An 18,085-nucleotide genomic window follows, 5' to 3' on the forward strand; every position below is an offset into this window, starting at 1 on the left:
CGGGTGGAGGTACCGGTCGCGGGGGAGAGCACAACCGGAGCCCCGGCGCGGCGCCAGCCAGGTGCCGGGCCGTGGCCCCGGGCAAACGACAACTGCAGAGCTGTACCGACATGACAGCGCGGCGGCGCGCGCAGACCCGACGAGTCGATCGTGAAGGAACTGTCATGACCATCCGCTCGTGGCTCGCCGCCGCTACGGTGGGCCTCCTAGCCACCGGTGCCCTGAGCGCCGCGCCCGCCAGCGCGGCCGACGCACCGTACAAAGTGCTGGTCTTCTCGAAGACGGCCGGCTTCCGCCACTCGTCCATCCCGAACGGCGTCGCCGCCATCCAAGCGCTCGCCACCACCAACAACTTCACCGTCACCGCCACCGAGGACGCCGCCGCGTTCACCACCGCCAACCTCGCGCAGTACCAGAGCGTGGTCTTCCTGTCGACGACCGGCGACGTGCTCAACGACGCGCAGCAGACCGCGTTCGAGGCGTACATCCGTGGCGGCGGCGGGTACGTCGGCGTGCACGCCGCGGCCGACACCGAGTACGGCTGGCCCTTCTACGGCACGCTGGTCGGCGCCTGGTTCGCCTCGCACCCGGCGATCCAGCAGGCCACGGTCAACGTCGAGGACCGCACCCACCCGGCGACGGCGCATCTCGGCGCGACCTGGGTGCGCACCGACGAGTGGTACAACTACCAGTCCAACCCGCGCGGCACCGCGCACGTGCTGACGTCGCTCAACGAGTCGTCGTACTCCGGCGGCACCATGAACGGTGACCACCCGATCACCTGGTGCAAGACCATCGACAGCGGACGCTCCTTCTACACCGGCTTGGGTCACACCGAGGAGAGCTACACCGACACGAACTTCACCAAGCTGCTGCTCGGCGCCATCCGCTACACCGCCAAGCGCGTCGACGCCGACTGCTCGCCGCCCGCGCCGTCCGGCGCGTCGGTCTACCAGGGCGAGGCGTACTCCTCGACCGGCGGAGTCCAGGCCGCCGGCCACGCCCCGGCCGTAGGCGGCCAGACTGCCGGCTACATCGACAATAATGACTGGATTGGGTTCAACAACGTCAACCTGTCCGCGGTCAAGGGCGTCACCGTGCGCGCCTCCTCGGCCGGCGCCGGCGGCACCATCGAGTTCCGCGCCGGGTCGACCACGGGCCCGCTGCTCGGCTCGGTCGCGGTGCCCAACACCGGCGGCTGGGAGACGTTCCGCGACGTGTTCACGCCGCTCGTCTCGAACGCCGCCACCTCGCTGTACCTCGTGTTCCGCGGCACCGGAACCTCGCTGTTCGACGTCGATCAGTTCACCCTCCTGCGTAACGCCACCACCCGGCAGGGCGAGGCGTGGTCGTCGATGAGCGGCCTGCAGGTCGCCGCGCACGGCTCCGCGTCGGGCGGCCAGACGGCGGGCTTCATCGACAACAACGACTGGGCTGGGTACACCGGCGTCAACCTCGCCACGGTCGCCGGGGTGCGCGTCAAGTGGTCCTCGGCGGGCACCGGCGGCACAGTGGAGTTCCGTGCCGGCTCTTCGACCGGCGCACTGCTCGGCACGCTCGCGGTGACGAACACGGGCGGCTGGGACACCTTCCAGGAGGCCTCGATTCCGCTCGCCACGAATGCTTCCACCAGTCTGTACCTCGTGTTCCACGGCGGTTCCGGGTCGCTTTTCGACATCGACGAGTTCACGCTGATCGGCTGACGCCCCAGCCGGCCGGATCGACCCTCGGCCGGCGTCGCGTCGGCCGGATCGACCCTCGGTCGGCCCCATGCCGGCCGGATTGACCTCGGTCGGCCTCGCGCCGGCCGGATTGACCTCGGTCGGCCTCGCGCCGGCCGGATTGACGGAGGTGGGGCCGAGACGCCGAACGGCCCTTCCTTCGGGCCCCGCCCGCTCGGACACATGACGCGCCGTTGCGGATTCCGGGTCGGCGACGCCGACGCCGCCCGGACTCCATTCCCCGGCGCGGTCCGAGCGGGCGGGGAACCTCTTTTGCTTTGCTAGCAGGTCTTTTAGGATTGCAGCGTGGGGGCGCAACCCACTTCGTTTCCGTTCCACCCGTTGTGAATCAACAGGTCTCCCTCGCGCCTGGAACCCCCTTCATCGGAGGACAGCAGTATGGCGCGTCCAATCACGCTTTTCACCGGCCAGTGGGCCGATCTTCCCTTCGAGGAGGTCTGCCGCCTCGCGTCCGAGTGGGGCTACGACGGTCTCGAGATCGCCTGCTGGGGCGATCACTTCGAGGTCGACAAGGCCATCTCCGACGAGTCCTACGTGGACCGCAAACTGGAGACGCTGGCGAAGTACAACCTGAAGGTCTGGACCATCTCCAACCACCTGGTCGGCCAGGCCGTCTGCGACCACCCGATCGACCAGCGGCACCAGGGCATCCTGCCGGCCCGCATCTGGGGAGACGGCGAGCCCGAGGGCGTGCGGCGGCGTGCCGCCGAGGAGATCAAGGACACCGCGCGGGCCGCGCGCAAGCTCGGCGTCGACGTGGTCGTGGGCTTCACCGGGTCGTCGATCTGGCACACCCTGGCCATGTTCCCGCCGGTACCACCGGAGATGATCGAGGCCGGCTACCAGGACTTCGCCGACCGGTGGAACCCGATCCTCGACGTCTTCGACGAGGTGGGCGTCAAGTTCGCGCACGAGGTGCACCCGAGCGAGATCGCGTACGACTACTGGACGACGCGGCGCACCCTCGACGCGATCGGCAACCGCCCGGCGTTCGGTCTCAACTGGGACCCGTCACACTTCGTGTGGCAGGAGCTCGACCCGGTGAACTTCATCTTCGACTTCGCCGACCGCATCTACCACGTGGACTGCAAGGACGCGAAGGTCCGCACCGGCGACGGCCGCCGCGGCCGGCTCGCGTCGCACCTGCCGTGGGCCGACATGCGCCGCGGCTGGGACTTCGTCTCCACCGGCCACGGCGACGTGCCGTGGGAGGACTCGTTCCGGGCCCTCAACGCGATCGGGTACATCGGCCCGATCTCGATCGAGTGGGAGGACGCCGGCATGGACCGCCTGGTCGGCGCCCCGGAGGCCCTGCAGTTCGTGCGCAGGCTGGCCTTCGACGCCCCGGCGGCCGCTTTCGACGCGGCCTTCTCGTCCTCGTCCTGACGCTCCTCTTCCGGCGCGGCCTTCGCTTGGTCGAGGGCCGCGTCGTCCATCCTGTTTGCGCGGACGTGTCGGTTATACGGCTTTGGCGCACGGCCTCGCCTTGTTGCTGGCCTTGCTTTGGTCTTTTGGCCGAACACGCGAAGACCGACCCGGTTTGCCCGGGTCGGCCCTGCACGTGTTCGGTCGTGACCTAGAAGCTGGTGCCCGACGACGGCGTCGTGCGCGTGCCGCTCGTCGCCATGTCCCGCTCGATCGCGGGCGACTGCGACGTGTGCAGCAGGCGCTGCCCAAGATCCGTCTCGGCGAAGCGGCTGTTCGCCAGCCTGTCGGTGACCTTGGTCTTGCCCTCGCTGTAGAGCCGCGTCGCCTGCTCCTGGACGACCCCGGCGGCCTCCTGCATCGTCGGGCTCTCCTTGATCTTCAGAGCAGTGGTCTTGAGCTCCTCATACTTCTCCCGACCGGCCCGGGCGCCGAGCACGAAGCCCGCGGCCAGACCGCCGAGGAACAGTAGCTTGCCGCGCATGGCGACGACCTCCTTCTGACGGCGCCGGGTCATCGTTGCCTGCTGCGCCGTCTTGCGTTGACATACCCGTCCATCGTCGTCCCGACACATCGATCTTGCTGCGGTTTGCCAAGATCTGGCACCCGATGCGGTGGTCCGCGCCAACGGATGGGATACCCGCTGGCGCAGACCCCCCGAGTCATGCTGTACTCTTTCCCGGTCGCCCTCGAACGGAGGGGGAGATGCGATCCCGCGTAGCTCAATTGGCAGAGCAGCCGGCTGTTAACCGGCAGGTTATAGGTTCGAGTCCTATCGCGGGAGCTTTACTGGCCTCCTCGGAGGCCATTTTTTCTGGCCCATACCGTTTCGGGGCAGCATTCGACTTGCATGGCTCGGTAAACTTGCGACGCTTGGGGCGGTAGCTCAGCAGGTTAGAGCTGGGGACTCATAATCCCTTGGTCGCGGGTTCGAGTCCCGCCCGCCCCACAAAAGCGCTGGTAAAAGGCGCCGACATGAAGGCCAAGCGGGCCCGAAAGGGTCCGGAACGGCAGCGGAGTGCAGCAGTTGGTCTCTCCGCTGCCCTGGCTAGCCGGCGCCGACATTCCACGAGTCGGGCAGCAGGGCATCGACGACCAGGTGCAGCGAGTAGAGCAGCAGCATGCGCCGAGTCCGCCGGCCACGAACCAGACGGTCGCTGTCCGGAGCACCTCGAAGACACTGGGAGCCTGCGACCGGTCCACGTCCTTGGTCATGAGGGCATGATCCGGCGCTGCGGCGCGGGTCGCAGCCCCGTTCATCCGAGGCTCTCGCCAAGCTGGTCCATGCCTTGCGCTTGTGCGTGCGGATCGTCGCAAGCCCGACGGACTTAGCGACGTTCACGGTGGTGCAACCGTCCGCGATCGCCTGCGACAGCGCCGCCCGCAGCTGTCGTCGCACTGATCTGACTCGACGCAGACCCGCTACGCGACGACACTACGGTTGTGATCGAGGGATTGTTGCTCGACTTCTACGGCACCGTCGTCGAAGAGGACGACGAGGTAGTGGCGTCGATCTGCACCCGTGCCGCTGCCAGTGCGTCCGGGGCGGTGACCCCCGACCACATCGACGGCGCGTGGTGGCAGGCGTTCCAAGCCGCAATGGTGGCCTCCCCCTTCCGGCCGCAGCGCGAGATTGCCGTGGCCAGCCTCGCCACGGCGTTGGCGGCGACTGGATGTACCGCGGATGCGGTCGCGTTGTGCGAAGACCAGTTCAGACACTGGCGAACGGCTCCACTGCGACCCGGTACGCGCGACTTCCTGAATAGCGTTGGCCTGCCGATCTGCGTCGTGTCCAACATCGACCGGGCGGACCTGGAGGCAGCGCTCAGTTACCACGGGCTGTCATTCGCTGCCGTGGTCAGCAGCGAGGACGTTGGCGCGTACAAGCCGTCGCCGCAGATGTTCCGGCGCGGCCTGGCGATGCTGGGGATGAGGGCCGAGGGGGTCCTGCATGTCGGAGACTCGCTGACAGCAGACGTAGCGGGCGCTCAGGCCGCCGGCATGGCCGCGATCTGGGTCAACCGGCGCGGGCGACCGGCGCCCGATGGCATGGACGCCGCCGACGTGATCAGCAATCTCGCCGGCCTCACAGCACGGCTACCGCGCTTGTGCTGAGGCGCTTGACCTACGTTAGCCAGGGCAGTCAGCGGCGGGGCGCCAAGGCAGGCGAAGCCAGACCTCCCGGGTGGAAGGTCTGCGGATACGCACACCGCAGTGCGGGCCGACGTGCGGGTGCTCGGACGGACGCCCGCCGATTGAGAGGCCTGGCGGCGTGTGTCATACGTGTCATACGCTGGCGGCGTGGCTGCATTGCTGTGGCTGATGCCGGCGGTTGGTGAACCGGCGGCGAAGCTCACTGAGGTGAGCATCGCCGAGGTCGCCGAGGCGTTGGAGGCGCCGCAACATGATCAGTTATGGGTCCGCGCCGACAAGGATGTGCTCGCGGTGTACTCGGTGACTGCGCAGCGCCGAGCGATTGCCGTGCTGCTGGTTCGCTACGACGACTCGTTCGTCTGGCGGGTGGCACGGGCCAAGCCGACGAGCGGAGCCGAGTTCGAGACCTGGCTCGGGAGGAACAGCGATGGGTGAACTGCCGGACTTCACTGTCATGACGAAGGCCAACAACACCAGCTGCCCGGCCGCGACGGCCGAGTTCGCCGCTGAGCCGATGGTGCAGGTCGACGACCAGGGCGCACCGGTGATGCGGCCCGCCACATTCCGCCTGCCGCCCTCGATGCTCGAATGGCTGGAGCAGGCCGCGGGCCGCGATCGTGAGGGCAAGTCGGGCATCGTCCGGCGGGCGCTGCAGGAGTACCGCGAACGCCACTACGGACACGCGGCCTGACGCGCGTCGTCCTCGTTGGCTAGGAGCGCTCACCCTGCCCGCGCGTCCTTCGGCGAGGGCGGGGCGGAAACCCCCGCCCTCGTGGCCCCCGGCGGAGTGTCAGCCGGCGGCCAGAACCTCGCGTAGCCGCGCGGCGAACTCCTCGGGCTTGCCCGCGTAACCGAAGTGACCACCGAGAAAGCCGCCATGGTGGCTCGGGAAAACCGTCGCCTGCTGGCCGAGCAGGGCCGCGGTGCCCAGGGCCGTGCGCGCCGTGTACGTGCCCGCCGACTCCTCGCCGACCGCGATCACGATCCGGCTCGGCGCCGCGGTGAGGAGGCCCGCGTCGGGGCGGTAGTCGGTGATCGCCCACGAGTTCTTCGACAACAGCGGATCGTCGCGGGTGCCGTCGTCGTCGGTCGGCATGCCGAACATCGCCGGGTCGGGCGTGGGCTGGGCGAAGAACGCGTCGGTGAACTCGCCCTGCCAGGAGGTCATCGCGATGAACGCGGCCATGCCCGCGCCGGAGCCGTTCGCCTGGTACGCCTCGTGAAAGGCGGCCCGAGCGCGCTCGGCGCCCGCGGCGTCGGGAAGCACGGCGTTGATCGGCGGCTCGTGTGCCACCAGCGTGACGACGTCGCCGGGGTGGGTCGCGACCAGTTCGAGCGCGGTCACCGCACCGCCGCTGCTCGCGAACACGTCGACCGGACCGGCGCCGAGCGCCTCGATCAGCAGGTGCAGGTCGGCCGCCTGCTGCTGCGGCGTGTGATCCGACCGGCCGTCCGTGCGCACGCTTCGGCCCAGGCCGCGTGGGTCGTACGTGACAACTGTGCGGTCCGTGAAATGGGTGGCGAGTGTGCCGAAGCCCTCCGCCGTCATCGGCTGGCCGATCATGAACAGCGCAGGCCGGTCACCGGCCGGCGGGAGCGGTCCGCGGACGTCGTAGACCAGGTCAACGCCGGGCGCGGCGAGGGTGTGTGTCTGAGTCGTCGCCATGAAGTTGAGACTACGGCTGGACGGGCCGTGATCGGGTGCACACGCGCGGGAATGGCGGGCGGCGAGGCGGTGCACTCGAGAGCGCCCGCCTCGCATCGTGCTCTACGCCAGCGCCTTGACGGCCGAGCCCGCCACAGCCCGCTCCCGCGTCACGCGGCGGCGCCGGGTCGGCAGCCCGAGCGTCGGGTTGGCGACGGCCCAGGCGGCGCCCTTGCAGATCAGTTCCTTGTAGACGGCGGCGAGCCGTCCGATCAGTACCGCCTGCACGGCGCGGTCGTCGGCGGTGACGTACTGGATCAAGCCCTCCTTGCGGCCCAGTGAGATGCACTGGTTGAAGTAGCGGATCGGCACCTTCGGCAGCTTCCCGCCGCTCAGGCGCGCCGCGATCGCGCCGGCGGCCTGCCACGCGGTCGGAACTCCCGAGGCGCATGACATTCGCAACGGCTTGTCCCCGGGGCCCATCACCATGGCCGCGTCGCCGACGGCGTACACGTCCGGGTGCGAGACCGAGCGCATGCTCCCGTCGACCACGATCTGGCCGGTGCCGGTGACCTCCAGGGCGGTCGCCTTCGCGATCGGGTGGACCGCGAAGCCGGTGCTCCACACGGTGACGGCGGCCGGGATGGCCCGGCCGTCGGCGGTGGCGACGTGGTCGGCCTCGACGCCGGTGACGGCGGCGTGCTCGTGCACGGTGATCCCGAGCTTGCCGAAGACGTTTCGCAGGTGCTCGCGGCCCTTGGGTGAGAGCCAGTCACCGAGGCTGCCGCTGGTGGCGAGGGCGACGCCGAGGTCGGGGCGGGCCTCGGCGATCTCGGTCGCCGCCTCCAGGCCGGTGAGACCGCCGCCGACGACGACCACGCTCTGCCCGGCGCCGAGGCGGGCCAGCCGCTCGCGCAGCCGGAGGGCTCCGGGGCGGCTGGCGATCTCATGGGCGTACTCAGCGGTACCGCGAACGTCTTGGGCGTTCCAGCCGCTGCCGAGGGCGTAGACGAGCGTGTCGTAGGCGAGTTCTTCGGCGCCGTTCGCGTCGATGACGGCGACGGCCTTGCGGTCGACGTCGATGCTGGTGACCTTCGCGAGCCTCAGTTCGACGCCGGTGCCCGCGAACATCTCGCCGAATGGCCGGGGCTTGAGGTCCTGGCCGGTCGCGAGCTGGTGCATGCGGACGCGTTCGACGAAGTCGGGCTCGGCGTTGACGAGGGTGATGGCGACGTCCTCGCCGCGAAGCCGCTTGGCGAGGCGCCCGGCGACGCTGGCACCGGCGTATCCGGCGCCGAGGACGATGATGCGATGCTGCATTTCGTTGCTCCTGTCTTGCGCGGGTCTGCCACTCGAACCGGGCGGCTCGCCGTTTCCTGACAGGAACGCGATGTGAAGCACCTCACATCGGTCAGAAGGCGTTGAACAGAGGCTCCCCGCGGTCGGCGGCCGCCCAGTGCGCGGCCGCCCGTTCGAGCTTGTCAGGGTTGACCTGGTTGCGGAACGCGGCGATGCCCTCGGCGGTGACCTCCAGGCACATGACGCCGACGATCCGGCCATCCACGACGGCCACGACGGCGGGGTCGCCGTTGGCGGTCCAGGCGTAGACCTCGGGCGCGCCGCCGGCGATGGCCCGCTTGGCCTCGCCCGGTTTGAACAGGCCCCACAGGAACTTCGCGACCGCGACGGCGCCCTCGAACGGCTTGACGCGGGCCGGGATCTTCCCGCCGCCGTCGCCGACCGCGACGGCGTCCTCGGTGAGCAGGCGCACGAGCGGCTCGGTCCGGCCACTGGTGGCGGCCGCCAGGAACTCCTTGACGATCCGCTGGGCGGCGGCCTCGTCGATCTCGATGCGGGCCTTGCCGTCCGCGATGTGCTTCTTGGCGCGGTGGAAGAGCTGCTGGCTGGCAGCCTCGGTGATGTCGAGGATCTCGGCGATCTCCCGGTGCGGGTAGTCGAAGGCCGCCCGCAACACGTACACCGCCCGCTCGCCGGGGGAGAGGCGCTCCATGAGCGTGAGGACCGCGTACGACACCGATTCGCGCTGCTCGACGGTGTCGGCCGGTCCGAGCATCGGGTCCCCGCCGAGCAGCGGCTCGGGAAGCCATTGCCCCACATAGGTCTCGCGGCGCGCCCGCGCGGAGGTGAGCTGATTGAGGCACAGGTTGGTGAGGACCTTCGTCAGCCAGGCCTCGGGGACCTCGATGCGGTCGACGTCGGCGGCCTGCCAGCGCAGAAACGTCTCCTGCACGGCGTCCTCGGCCTCCTCAGCGGAGCCGAGGAGACGGTAGGCCATGGCCTCCAGGCGCCGCCTGGATGCCTCGAACCGCTCGACGTCGTTCGCGGTCAAGGGCATGGCCCGATGCTATCCCGCGCGGCGCGGATCAGCCGCCGCCGTGATGAGACCCGTGACAGGCGCGGTCCAGGGTCCTAACGGCGCCTGGTGCGCTGCGTCGGCGGCGCGATGCGGACCCGTTCGGTCGCCGGGCGGCTCTCGATGTCGTCGAGCTGCTCGCGGACGGTGGAGCGTAGCTCCTCGTAGTCGCTGAAGGTGCAGTCGTTGAACAGGGTGTAGCCGGCCCACATCAGGTTGGCGCACACCTGCGGAGGCACCTTGCCCGTCGCCGCGCCCATGCCGACCAGCGCCACCGACGCGATGCTGCCGGGCTCGCGGTCGTTGCGCATGTGGACGGCCTGGAACCCGGCCGCGCAGGCCAGGGCCACGTTCAGCGTCTCACGCACGTTCTGAACGGACTGCTCCATCGTCGGCGTCGAGATCAGGAACTTCGGGTTGGCCGCCCCGGACGGCACGCACACGGCGCTCCCGATCGGCAGGGAGTCCCCGAACTCGTCGCGGATCGCGCGCTGGACGCGCAGCTGGATGCCGGCGCCGAGGTGGCGCTTGATGACCGCGTCGACGCCGCCGTTCATGACCCCGTGGGAGTTGGTGGGGCTGACCCAGGCGTCGACGTGCTGGTCGAGGATCGAGCCCTTGACGATCTCGACCTCGGGAGTGTCGGCGAACGCCGACATCCACGCCTGTACCACCTTCGCGTTGACGTCGCTCAGCACGACCCGGAGCGGCGACTGTTCCTGCTTGACGGTCATGGGCCACGAAGATACCCGAGCGCGTCGAGTCGGTGTTACCGTGCGCCGAGCCTCGTGCGGGCTAGGTCCACAGTGGAGAGCGGGGAGCACACGATGAGCGACAACGAAGTGACGGCGGCCTTCGACCCGGACGATCCGCTGGCCCTCGCCGAGCTGTTCAAGGGCGGCGGCGAGCCGTGGCTGCCGCTGCTCAAGCCGGTCATCGAGGCGCAGCCGGCTGCGGCCACGTTCATCGGCCCAGGGCGCAGCCCGCAGGTCGTGCCCGTCCGCGAGCTGACCTTCCAGGCGCTCAAGCCCAACCCACCGCACAAGTGGAAGGTCGTCGTCTTCGGGCAGAACCCGTATCCGCGGCCCGCGAGCGCGACCGGCATCGCGATGTTCGACAACACCTTCCACGAGTGGGCGGACAGCCAGTTCGGCAAGGTCGTCAGCATCCGCTGCATCATCAAGGCGGCGGCGATGTGGAAGTACGGCATCGCGAAGAAGACGCCGATCGCCGACATCCGCGCCCTGCTCAAGCAACACGACACCGTGCAGCCGCCGGAGTGGTTCCAGGCGATGCTGACCCAGGGTGTACTGCTGCTCAACGCCTCGCTCACGGCCAGCGGCGACGGCGCCATGGCCACCGATCAGCACACCGCGTTCTGGCGGCCGGTCGTCGAGCGGCTCGTCGAGGAGATCCTGAAGGCCAAGCAGGACGCCGATGAGCAGGACCGGGGCGTCGTGTTCGCGTGGTGGGGCGTGCACGCCCGCAACCTCAAGAACGTCGTGCTGCGACTGCAGAAGAAGTATCCCGCGGTCGAGGTCCGCCACATCGACCACCCGAACCCGGCCGCGCAGGGCGACATCTTCTGCGACGGGGACCACTTCGCGACCGTGAACGCGGCGCTGCGGACCCTCGGGGCCGACGAGATCGACTGGCTGCCCAGCAAGGGCTGGAACGAGCACGGCGCGCGGGACGGTGCCGAGCGCATGGGTGCGTTCATCGCCTCCACGATGGAGCTGCACAAGCTCTACCTCGAGCGCCTCGCCAGCGTCAAGGACGAGGGCCTCTCCCTTCCCGCGATCACCGGCGTCTTCGACACCCCCCTCCTGGACTTCCGCGAGGCGATCGCCCCGGCGGCCAAGCTGCTGGCGGGCCTCGACTGGCACGTTGAGACGTCGCACGAGTTCGGCCGGCGCCAAGCGGACGGCAGCTCGTCCGGCGGCCTCACCTCCGACGAGGTCGCGGCGCTCTATCTGTACACCTGCGAGTCGGCGTTCTACCGGCAGATCAACGCCACGCTGCGCAACCCGGACCGGGGCCGGGTCGTCCCGTACCTGCCCTACCTGAGGCTGCTGTTCTCAGCCGTGTCGCGGCTGCCCGCCCGCACCGAGCCGCTGTGGCGCGGGGTGTCGCTGGACCTGCGCCCGCAGTATCCGCTCGGCCAGACCGTGACTTGGTGGGGCGTCTCCTCGTGCACGTCGAAGCTCAGCGTGGCCAAGGCGTTCCTCGGCAGCCGGGGCAAGCGGACGCTCTTCGAGGTGCGGCCCGTGCGGGCGGTCGGGATTCGCAGCTTCTCCGCGTTCACCGGTGAGGAGGAGTTCATCCTCGCCCCCGGCACGCAGCTGAAGGTGACCGACGTGACGTCCGAGCGCGGCGGCCTCTGCACCGTGCGGCTGACCGAGCTGGCCGAGCAGCGGATGGTGGCGTGACGAGCGCGGCGAGACGCGGGCTGCGGCCGATCACGTCCTCGCCGGATGGCCTGAGCCTCACCCGCGTCGTCGACCACGGTGGAGGCAGCGTGGCCGTTGGCGTTGGGGGCCTTGCTACACCGAGGTCGGCATCGGGCCGCCGCGCCAGGCCACGGCGTCCGACAGCGCGGCGATCAGGTCCAGCTCGCTGCCCTGCTGATCGGCGTATGCCCGATGCAGGTTCAGCACGATCCGCTCCGCGTCGGCCCACGCCGCGAACTCGCCCAGGTCGCACTCGCGGGCGGCCTCCAGCGGGGTCAGGCCGGCGGACAGGCCATCCACTGCCGTATCGAGAACCAGCTCGTAGTACCGCCCGATCTTGTCGAAAGCCGCGGCGATCTCCTCGCCGGTCAACAGCGGTCCGTGGCCGGGCACCACATACGCCGGCTCAAGGGCGGCCATCCAGTGCAGCGCCCCCATGGCGCCCGGGAGTGAGCCCATGAACACCAGCGGGGTCAGGCCGCTGAAGACGAGATCGCCGGTGAACAGGACCCGCTCGTCCGGCAGCCAGGCCACCAGGTCACCCGTTGTGTGTGCCGGCCCGCCCGGGTGGAGCAGCTCGATCCTGGTGTCGCCCGCATAGACCGTCAGGCGGTCCCGCACCGCGACGTCAGGCAGGCGCCGCGTCACGTTGCCCCAATCCGGCACCGGTTGCCAGAACGGCGGGCAGCCGTCGATGATCGGGTCCGTCCGCAGCCCTTCGCGCATGCACTCGTGTCCGATCAGGACAGTGCCGGCTGGTAGGAGACTGTTGCCGTACGTGTGGTCGCCATGCTGGTGCGTGTTGACCGCCATCCGGATCGGTCGGCCGGGTGCGGCCTGCTCGACCGCGGTCAGGAAACTGCGAGTGCGCGCCTCCGTGGCGCACGTGTCGACCAGGAACACCTCGTCGCCGGCGGCGACCGCACCCGCGTTGTTGACCCACCAGGTGCCGTCCGGCTGCATCCAGGCGTAAACCCCGGGAACCACCGTCTCGAGCATGACCGCCAGTCTAGGTTGACCGGCTGATCGCCCTCCGGCAGGAATCCAGATAGCGCCAGACAGCTGAGCGGCATGGACTGAACGAGCCGCACAAAGGGAACGGGGCTGACGTGATCTCTGTTGTGCCCGCCAACGAGGCGGGCTGGGACGACCTGCGGGCCATTTTCGGTACCCGCGGTGATCCGTTCAGATGCCAGTGCCAGTACTTCAAGATCCACGGCGGATCGGGGTCGTCGGCGTCCGTCGAGGAACGCGCCGAGCGGCTGCGCGAACAGACCGGGTGTGGCGACCCCGGGGCGCGCTCGACCAGCGGCCTGGTCGCGTTCCTCGACGGCGAGCCCGCCGGCTGGTGCGCGGTCGAGCCGCGCGTGGCCTATCGCCGTCTGCTTTCCGCGCGGGTGCCGTGGGTGGACCGTGACGAGGACAGGACCGACCCCGACGTCTGGGCCGTCACATGCTTCGTCACGCGTGCGGGCTACCGGCGGCAGGGCGTCAGCCGGGCGCTGGCGCGCGCCGCGGTCGACTTCGCACGGGACCGCGGTGCGCTGGCGATCGAGGGCTATCCAATTGTCAAGCGACCTGGGCAGGACTTCGCCTGGGTCGGTGAGCTGTACGTGGGAAGTCGCAGCATCTTCGCCGAAGCCGGGTTTTCTGAGGTGAGTCGTCCGACGCCCCGGCGGGCGGTCATGCGGGTGACTTTCCTAGATGCAACTCCCTAGATCTGGTCAACCTGGTTGACGGAGAGCTTACTCGGCTGATTGAATATGGTCAACCAAGTTGACGGGGCTGCGGGGCGGCCGTTCGAGCGATCCGACAGTCGTGTCGGAGGTCGTGATGGTCGGGCCTCGGCGACTTCGTGACGGTATGGTCCGTGCGTGTCTGACGTCGCCGATTCCGTGCCGCTCGCCCGGCTTTTCGTGATGGCCGGCCGTCTGCTTGTCGAGCAGTTGCACGAGCGGCTGGCGCGGCGAGGATGGCGGGACGTTCCGCCATCCGCCGGGTATGTGCTGTTGGCCGCGCGAGGTGGGCCGACCACTGGTGGGCAGCTCGCTCAGCTCATGCGGGTGTCGAAGCAGGCGGCGTCGAAGGCGCTCGACCAGTTGGAGCAGCGCGGGTTCGTTGAGCGCGGTGCGCTCGCGGAGGACGGGCGGGTGAAGACCGTCGCGCTCACGCCGCTGGGGCGTGACCTCCTGGTCGCGGTGGAGGAAATCTACGTCGAACTCGAGGAGGAGTGGACCGGGGTCATCGGTCCCGAGGTGGTCGAGACGATTCGGGATTCGCTGACGCGCATCCTGATGGAGTCTTACGGGGGCTCGCTTCCGGCGATCGGACCCGGCTGACTGGGCCAGCCGAACGGGGCCAGCTGACCGGGCAGGGGCCCGACCAGGGCGCGGGCGGGGGTCAGGCCCAAGCCGGCCTGATGAGCCAAGCGTTCCAGACGCTCGTCCGCGTGGTGGCCCCCGCGAAGCGGGCCACCACGCCGTCGTCGCGTTTAGCGTGGACCCAAGGTCCGGCCCGCTGGGTGGCGAGGCGTTAGGCGATCTGGCGGAGATCGTTGCCGTAGTCGAAGATGATCCGCAGCCGAGCACCCAAAGCTTGTGCATAACGGCTCAGGGTCGCGACCTCGTTGGCGTCGAGGTCGCCGTTCTCGATCTGGCTGACCCGGCCCGGAGTGACCCCCATGAGGTCTGCCACCTGACGTTGCGTCAGACCGAGTCGCTTGCGTTCCTCGGCGAGGTGAAAGGCGCTCACCCAGGCCTCGGTGCGGGCACGCTCAGTGGCAAGCGCATCAGGGTCGCCGTCGTCGAGTTCGGCGCGGATGTCCTCCCAGTCGTGAAACTCGGTCATGACTCCTCCCTTCGCTTCCTCTCAAAGGCCAGCCAGTCTTCGTAGGCGATCTCGGCTACGGGGATCGCCGTCTTGTACCACCCCGACCACTCACCTGCCTTGTTCCCCGCGACAAGGAGCACGGCCTGCGACCAAGGGTCGAAGACGAACAGGATACGGATCGACACGTCCCGACCGGACCTCGGTCGAAGCTCCTTCAGGTTGCCGATGGTCGAGCCCTGCAGCGTGTCGACCAGCGGACGTCCAAGCCCAGGCCCACGCTCGGCCAACATGTCGATCGCGACGTTGACGGCAAGATAGGTGTCTGGATCGGACTGACGCAGGGAACGCAACCACTGTCGGACGTCGGTTGTCGTCTTGATCGTCCAACGGCGGCTAGGTTCCGCAGGCGCCTGCCGACTATAGCTCGAACTAAACGGCCTCGCGAGAACCCGGCCTGTCCGGCGTCCACACCCGGCGTCGTAGCGTGGGCTGCGCTGGCGGCCCGTGAGCCGAGTCGCCCGGGCCCGGTGGCGCCCTCGCCCTGGGGGCCGCGCTGCTGGCCGGGCTGGTGTGGACAGCAGCGCTACGGTGTGTGGGGCTACGCTAGCGGACTGTGAGCCAAGCTGCCCGGGTCCGGCGGCGCCTCGTTGTGGGAGCGGCGCTGGCGCTCGCGTTGCTGATGCAGGCCGGGGCGGTGGCGTGTGGCCGCGGGTCCGGCGTTGGCGACGGTGGTGGCGGTGCGACCGGTGTCGTCACTGGTGCGATCGTGTACTCCGGAGGGCCGCCACCCGCGGTGGAGGCGAGCGGATCGGCGGGCGAGCCGGTCGCCGTGGCGGGGACCGTGGTCGTGCGGCGCGGTGGTGGTGAGGTGGCCCGGCAGCGGCTGGGCGACGGGGAACGGTTCCGGTTCGTGCTGGCGGCGGGGGCGTACCGGCTCGAGGCGCGCAGTGGCGACGCGCTCTGCGAGCCGTCGGCGGTGACCGTCGCAGTGGGGGAGGAGCGGGACGTGCGGGTGGTCTGCCAGGTCAAGTGATCGCCTCGGCGCCGGTAGCGGGTGGTCATTCGGCCGGCCTCGGCCATGTCGTCAGCGCGCGGTCGATGGCCTCCAGGGCCGCGGCCCAGCTCTTGTCCAGGTTCTGGGCGGCGCGGAAGCCGCCGTCGGTCTCGATGTCGATGAACCCGTGCACCGCGCTGTGCACGAAGCGGACGGCGTCGATGCCGACGGGGCCCTCCAGGGTGTAGCCGCGCAGGAGTGTCGCGCAGCCGGCGACGATTCGGGCCTGGGACGCGGCGCCTTCGGGGTCGGTCAGCGGGCGCTTCGTGGCGGCGTACCGACCGGGGTGGGCGGTTGCCCAGGCGCGCAGCGTGCCGGCGTACGCCTCCAGGGCGGCGTGGCGGGTCCGGCCGCGCAGCGCGGCGTCCAGGATCTCGGCGAGTTCGTTCGTGGCCCGGGCGGCGATCACGTCGAGGAGGTCGGCCATGCCGCGGACGTGCTCGTACAGGCTCGGGATCGCGACGCCGAGCCGCCGCGCGAGCGCCGTCATCGTCAAGTGCGCGATGCCCACCTCGTCGGCGAGCTCGAGCGCGGCGACGCACACCTGCGCGCGGGAGAGGCCGGCACGAACCATGCGCCAAGCCTAAGAGGGCTCGTTGACGCGAAGTGACACACGCTATCGGACTGGAATTCGGTGGCCTTGCGAGATAGCTGACAGTGTCGCAGACTGGCCCGTCCTGTCGCCTCGGTAGCGAAGGTCATCTACCGTGCATAGGCACACCTGAGGGAGCAGACGATGAGGCGATCCACTTCGGTGCCGCTGGGCCGAAGCTACCTCGCGCTGGCGGCGCTGGCCACGACCGGCGGCCTGGCCGCGTGCGGCCGGCAGCAGCAGACCTACTGCGCGGATCAGAACGGCGTGGTCGTGCCCGATGTCCGCTGCGACGAAGGCAAGCCCGGCTACTACTACTACACCGGCAGCTACGGGCGTGGGCGGTCGCCCGGGTACCGGCTCAGCGGCGGCAGCCGAGTCGCGTCGACCGACTCGATCGGCCGGTCGAACGCGGGCCTGCCCGAGACCGGGCACGTGAGCAACGGCAAGGTAACCTCCGGCGGCTTCGGCAGCAGCAGCCACGGAAGCTCGGGCAGCTGACGTGCGACGGATCGCCGACGGCGTCGTCCGGCCCGACTGGCGCGAGCAGCTCGCCACGCAGGGGATCGTCTACAACGACACCCCGGCCCCGGACGGCGGCACCAGGTCGTACTGGCGCGAGGGGCCGTTCTACGACTTCACCTCCGCCGAGATCGACTCGCTGGCCGCGGACGCGGCGACCCTATTCGAGATGTGTGTCGCGGCCGGCGACTTCGTCATCGACCACAACATGTTCCAGCTGCTGGGCATCCCCGAGTTCGCCTGGGAGCAGATCAAGCGCACCTGGTGGGACGACGAGACCGAGCCCGGCGGCCGGTCCAAGGGCGACTATTCGCCAAGCATCTACGGCCGCTTCGACCTGCGCTACGCCGGCGACTACGCGGGCCGGCCGCAGCTGCTGGAGTTCAACGCCGACACGCCCACGGCGCTGCCCGAGTCGGCGGTTTCCCAGTGGTACTGGCACCAGCAGACCAGCCAGGGCAAGGACCAGTGGAACGCGTTGCACGAGATGCTGGTCGAGGCGTGGCGGCGCAACATCCCGCGGCTGCGTCAGGCCCGCACGCACCTGCTCGACCCGGTGACGATCCACTTCGCCTGCGACCGGGAAGAGGAAAGCGGCGAGGACCTGTTCAACACCGAGTACCTCATGGAGACGGCCCGCCAGGCGCTGGGCCCGCTGGGGTACCGCACGAAATTCCTCTGGATGGACCAGATCGGGGCCGGCGACGTCGCGGCGGGCGACCGCTTCTATGACCCCGACGGGCAGCACATCGACGTCGTCTTCAAGCTGTACCCCTGGGAGTGGATGGTCCAGGAGCAGTTCGGCAAGCAGTGCTTCCGCGACATGAGCGACCCGCGCCGTGACTCAACGGTCTGGATCGAGCCGCCCTACAAGATGCTCTGGAGCAACAAGGGCCTGCTGCCGGTCCTGTGGCACCTGTACGGCGACGACCCCGACAAGCGCGACCTGCTCCTGCCGGCGTACTTCGAGTCCGAGCGTCCGGGTTGGATGACGTCCTACGTGCGCAAGCCGCTGCTGGGCCGCGAGGGCGCCAACGTCTCCATCGTCGTCGACGGCGTCACCGTGGCCAGCACCCCCGGCGACTACGGCGGCCCGTTCGTGTGCCAGGCGTTCGCGCCGCTGCCAGCCTTCCCCGACCAGCGTGGCGGCGAGTGGCATCCGGTGCTGGGGGTCTGGATGATCGACGGCGAGCCGGCCGGCCTTGGCATCCGCGAGAGCGCCGGGCTCATCACCGACAACCTGAGCCACTTCGTCCCGCACACCATCGACCACAACGGCTGAGAAAACGGCTGAGACT

20 protein-coding genes and 2 tRNA genes are annotated in these 18,085 nt (G+C 69.6%); 13 read left to right on the forward strand and 9 right to left on the reverse strand.

Annotated features, from left to right (window positions below):
* The first annotated feature begins 164 nt into the window (after positions 1-164).
* Positions 165-1,703 (forward strand): ThuA domain-containing protein, encoded by a 1,539-nt coding sequence (locus tag AB0367_RS26330; protein ID WP_366229090.1) that lies wholly within the window; start codon positions 165-167, stop codon positions 1,701-1,703.
* A 417-nt stretch (positions 1,704-2,120) separates the two neighbouring features.
* Positions 2,121-3,128: a sugar phosphate isomerase/epimerase family protein gene (locus AB0367_RS26335; protein ID WP_366229091.1), complete on the forward strand. Its 1,008-nt coding sequence runs from the start codon at positions 2,121-2,123 to the stop codon at positions 3,126-3,128.
* Positions 3,129-3,318: 190 nt separating this feature from the next.
* Here AB0367_RS26335 and AB0367_RS26340 read toward each other — a convergent pair whose 3' ends face one another.
* Entirely contained in the window at positions 3,319-3,651 is a 333-nt protein-coding gene (locus AB0367_RS26340) for a hypothetical protein (RefSeq protein WP_366229173.1), read from the reverse strand.
* Positions 3,652-3,878: 227 nt separating this feature from the next.
* Here AB0367_RS26340 and AB0367_RS26345 point away from each other — a divergent pair.
* The 5 genes from AB0367_RS26345 (at position 3,879) to AB0367_RS26365 (ending at position 6,012) form a co-directional block, all read left to right on the forward strand.
* Positions 3,879-3,951 (forward strand) — tRNA-Asn (locus AB0367_RS26345).
* 91 nt (positions 3,952-4,042) lie between these two features.
* Positions 4,043-4,116: transfer RNA gene (locus tag AB0367_RS26350), tRNA-Ile, on the forward strand.
* A gap of 494 nt (positions 4,117-4,610) precedes the next feature.
* Positions 4,611-5,282 carry an HAD family hydrolase gene (locus AB0367_RS26355; protein WP_366229092.1) on the forward strand — a complete coding sequence of 224 codons (672 nt, stop codon included), beginning with the start codon at positions 4,611-4,613 and terminating at the stop codon, positions 5,280-5,282.
* Between the two features lie 186 nt (positions 5,283-5,468).
* Positions 5,469-5,756: a hypothetical protein gene (locus AB0367_RS26360; RefSeq protein WP_366229093.1), complete on the forward strand. Its 288-nt coding sequence runs from the start codon at positions 5,469-5,471 to the stop codon at positions 5,754-5,756.
* Positions 5,749-6,012 (forward strand): hypothetical protein, encoded by a 264-nt coding sequence (locus AB0367_RS26365; RefSeq protein WP_366229094.1) that lies wholly within the window; start codon positions 5,749-5,751, stop codon positions 6,010-6,012. Before AB0367_RS26360 ends, AB0367_RS26365 begins: the two co-directional genes overlap by 8 nt.
* Before the next feature lie 99 nt (positions 6,013-6,111).
* On the opposite strand, the gene AB0367_RS26370 is transcribed toward AB0367_RS26365, so the two are convergent.
* From AB0367_RS26370 to AB0367_RS26385, 4 genes are all read right to left on the reverse strand, one after another.
* Positions 6,112-6,987 carry an alpha/beta hydrolase gene (locus AB0367_RS26370; RefSeq protein ID WP_366229095.1) on the reverse strand — a complete coding sequence of 292 codons (876 nt, stop codon included), beginning with the start codon at positions 6,985-6,987 and terminating at the stop codon, positions 6,112-6,114.
* A 102-nt stretch (positions 6,988-7,089) separates the two neighbouring features.
* Positions 7,090-8,286: an FAD-dependent oxidoreductase gene (locus tag AB0367_RS26375; RefSeq protein ID WP_366229096.1), complete on the reverse strand. Its 1,197-nt coding sequence runs from the start codon at positions 8,284-8,286 to the stop codon at positions 7,090-7,092.
* A 91-nt stretch (positions 8,287-8,377) separates the two neighbouring features.
* On the reverse strand, positions 8,378-9,322 hold the full coding sequence (gene sigJ / locus AB0367_RS26380) for an RNA polymerase sigma factor SigJ (protein ID WP_366229097.1): 945 nt from the start codon (positions 9,320-9,322) through the stop codon (positions 8,378-8,380).
* 74 nt (positions 9,323-9,396) lie between these two features.
* Positions 9,397-10,074: a macro domain-containing protein gene (locus AB0367_RS26385; RefSeq protein WP_366229098.1), complete on the reverse strand. Its 678-nt coding sequence runs from the start codon at positions 10,072-10,074 to the stop codon at positions 9,397-9,399.
* Positions 10,075-10,167: 93 nt separating this feature from the next.
* Here AB0367_RS26385 and AB0367_RS26390 point away from each other — a divergent pair, with 93 nt between their 5' ends.
* Positions 10,168-11,769 (forward strand): ADP-ribosyltransferase domain-containing protein, encoded by a 1,602-nt coding sequence (locus AB0367_RS26390; RefSeq protein ID WP_366229099.1) that lies wholly within the window; start codon positions 10,168-10,170, stop codon positions 11,767-11,769.
* 114 nt (positions 11,770-11,883) lie between these two features.
* On the opposite strand, the gene AB0367_RS26395 is transcribed toward AB0367_RS26390, so the two are convergent.
* Entirely contained in the window at positions 11,884-12,789 is a 906-nt protein-coding gene (locus AB0367_RS26395; protein WP_366229100.1) for an MBL fold metallo-hydrolase, read from the reverse strand.
* A 122-nt stretch (positions 12,790-12,911) separates the two neighbouring features.
* On the opposite strand from AB0367_RS26395, the gene AB0367_RS26400 reads away from it, so the two are divergent.
* Both AB0367_RS26400 and AB0367_RS26405 read left to right on the forward strand, forming a co-directional pair.
* Positions 12,912-13,508, forward strand: a complete 597-nt coding sequence (locus AB0367_RS26400) for a GNAT family N-acetyltransferase (protein WP_366229101.1) — start codon at positions 12,912-12,914, stop codon at positions 13,506-13,508.
* Between the two features lie 156 nt (positions 13,509-13,664).
* Positions 13,665-14,129, forward strand: coding sequence for a MarR family transcriptional regulator (locus tag AB0367_RS26405; protein WP_366229102.1), 465 nt, complete (start codon positions 13,665-13,667; stop codon positions 14,127-14,129).
* A gap of 193 nt (positions 14,130-14,322) precedes the next feature.
* Here AB0367_RS26405 and AB0367_RS26410 read toward each other — a convergent pair whose 3' ends face one another.
* Positions 14,323-14,637 (reverse strand): helix-turn-helix transcriptional regulator, encoded by a 315-nt coding sequence (locus AB0367_RS26410; protein ID WP_366229103.1) that lies wholly within the window; start codon positions 14,635-14,637, stop codon positions 14,323-14,325.
* On the reverse strand, positions 14,634-14,969 hold the full coding sequence (locus AB0367_RS26415; RefSeq protein WP_366229104.1) for a type II toxin-antitoxin system RelE/ParE family toxin: 336 nt from the start codon (positions 14,967-14,969) through the stop codon (positions 14,634-14,636). The genes AB0367_RS26410 and AB0367_RS26415 overlap by 4 nt, the downstream gene beginning before the upstream one ends.
* 263 nt (positions 14,970-15,232) lie before the next feature.
* Between AB0367_RS26415 and AB0367_RS26420 the strand changes: the two genes are divergently transcribed.
* Entirely contained in the window at positions 15,233-15,652 is a 420-nt protein-coding gene (locus AB0367_RS26420; RefSeq protein WP_366229105.1) for a hypothetical protein, read from the forward strand.
* Between the two features lie 25 nt (positions 15,653-15,677).
* Here AB0367_RS26420 and AB0367_RS26425 read toward each other — a convergent pair whose 3' ends face one another.
* Positions 15,678-16,247, reverse strand: coding sequence for a WHG domain-containing protein (locus tag AB0367_RS26425; RefSeq protein ID WP_366229106.1), 570 nt, complete (start codon positions 16,245-16,247; stop codon positions 15,678-15,680).
* 162 nt (positions 16,248-16,409) lie between these two features.
* Between AB0367_RS26425 and AB0367_RS26430 the strand changes: the two genes are divergently transcribed.
* Together AB0367_RS26430 and AB0367_RS26435 are read left to right on the forward strand one after the other, a co-directional pair.
* Positions 16,410-16,766 carry a hypothetical protein gene (locus AB0367_RS26430; RefSeq protein ID WP_366229107.1) on the forward strand — a complete coding sequence of 119 codons (357 nt, stop codon included), beginning with the start codon at positions 16,410-16,412 and terminating at the stop codon, positions 16,764-16,766.
* 1 nt (position 16,767) lies between these two features.
* Entirely contained in the window at positions 16,768-18,069 is a 1,302-nt protein-coding gene (locus AB0367_RS26435; RefSeq protein WP_366229108.1) for a glutathionylspermidine synthase family protein, read from the forward strand.
* Positions 18,070-18,085: the final 16 nt, after the last annotated feature.

This window comes from Dactylosporangium sp. NPDC051484 (assembly GCF_040689395.1).
GTDB lineage: Bacteria > Actinomycetota > Actinomycetes > Mycobacteriales > Micromonosporaceae > Dactylosporangium.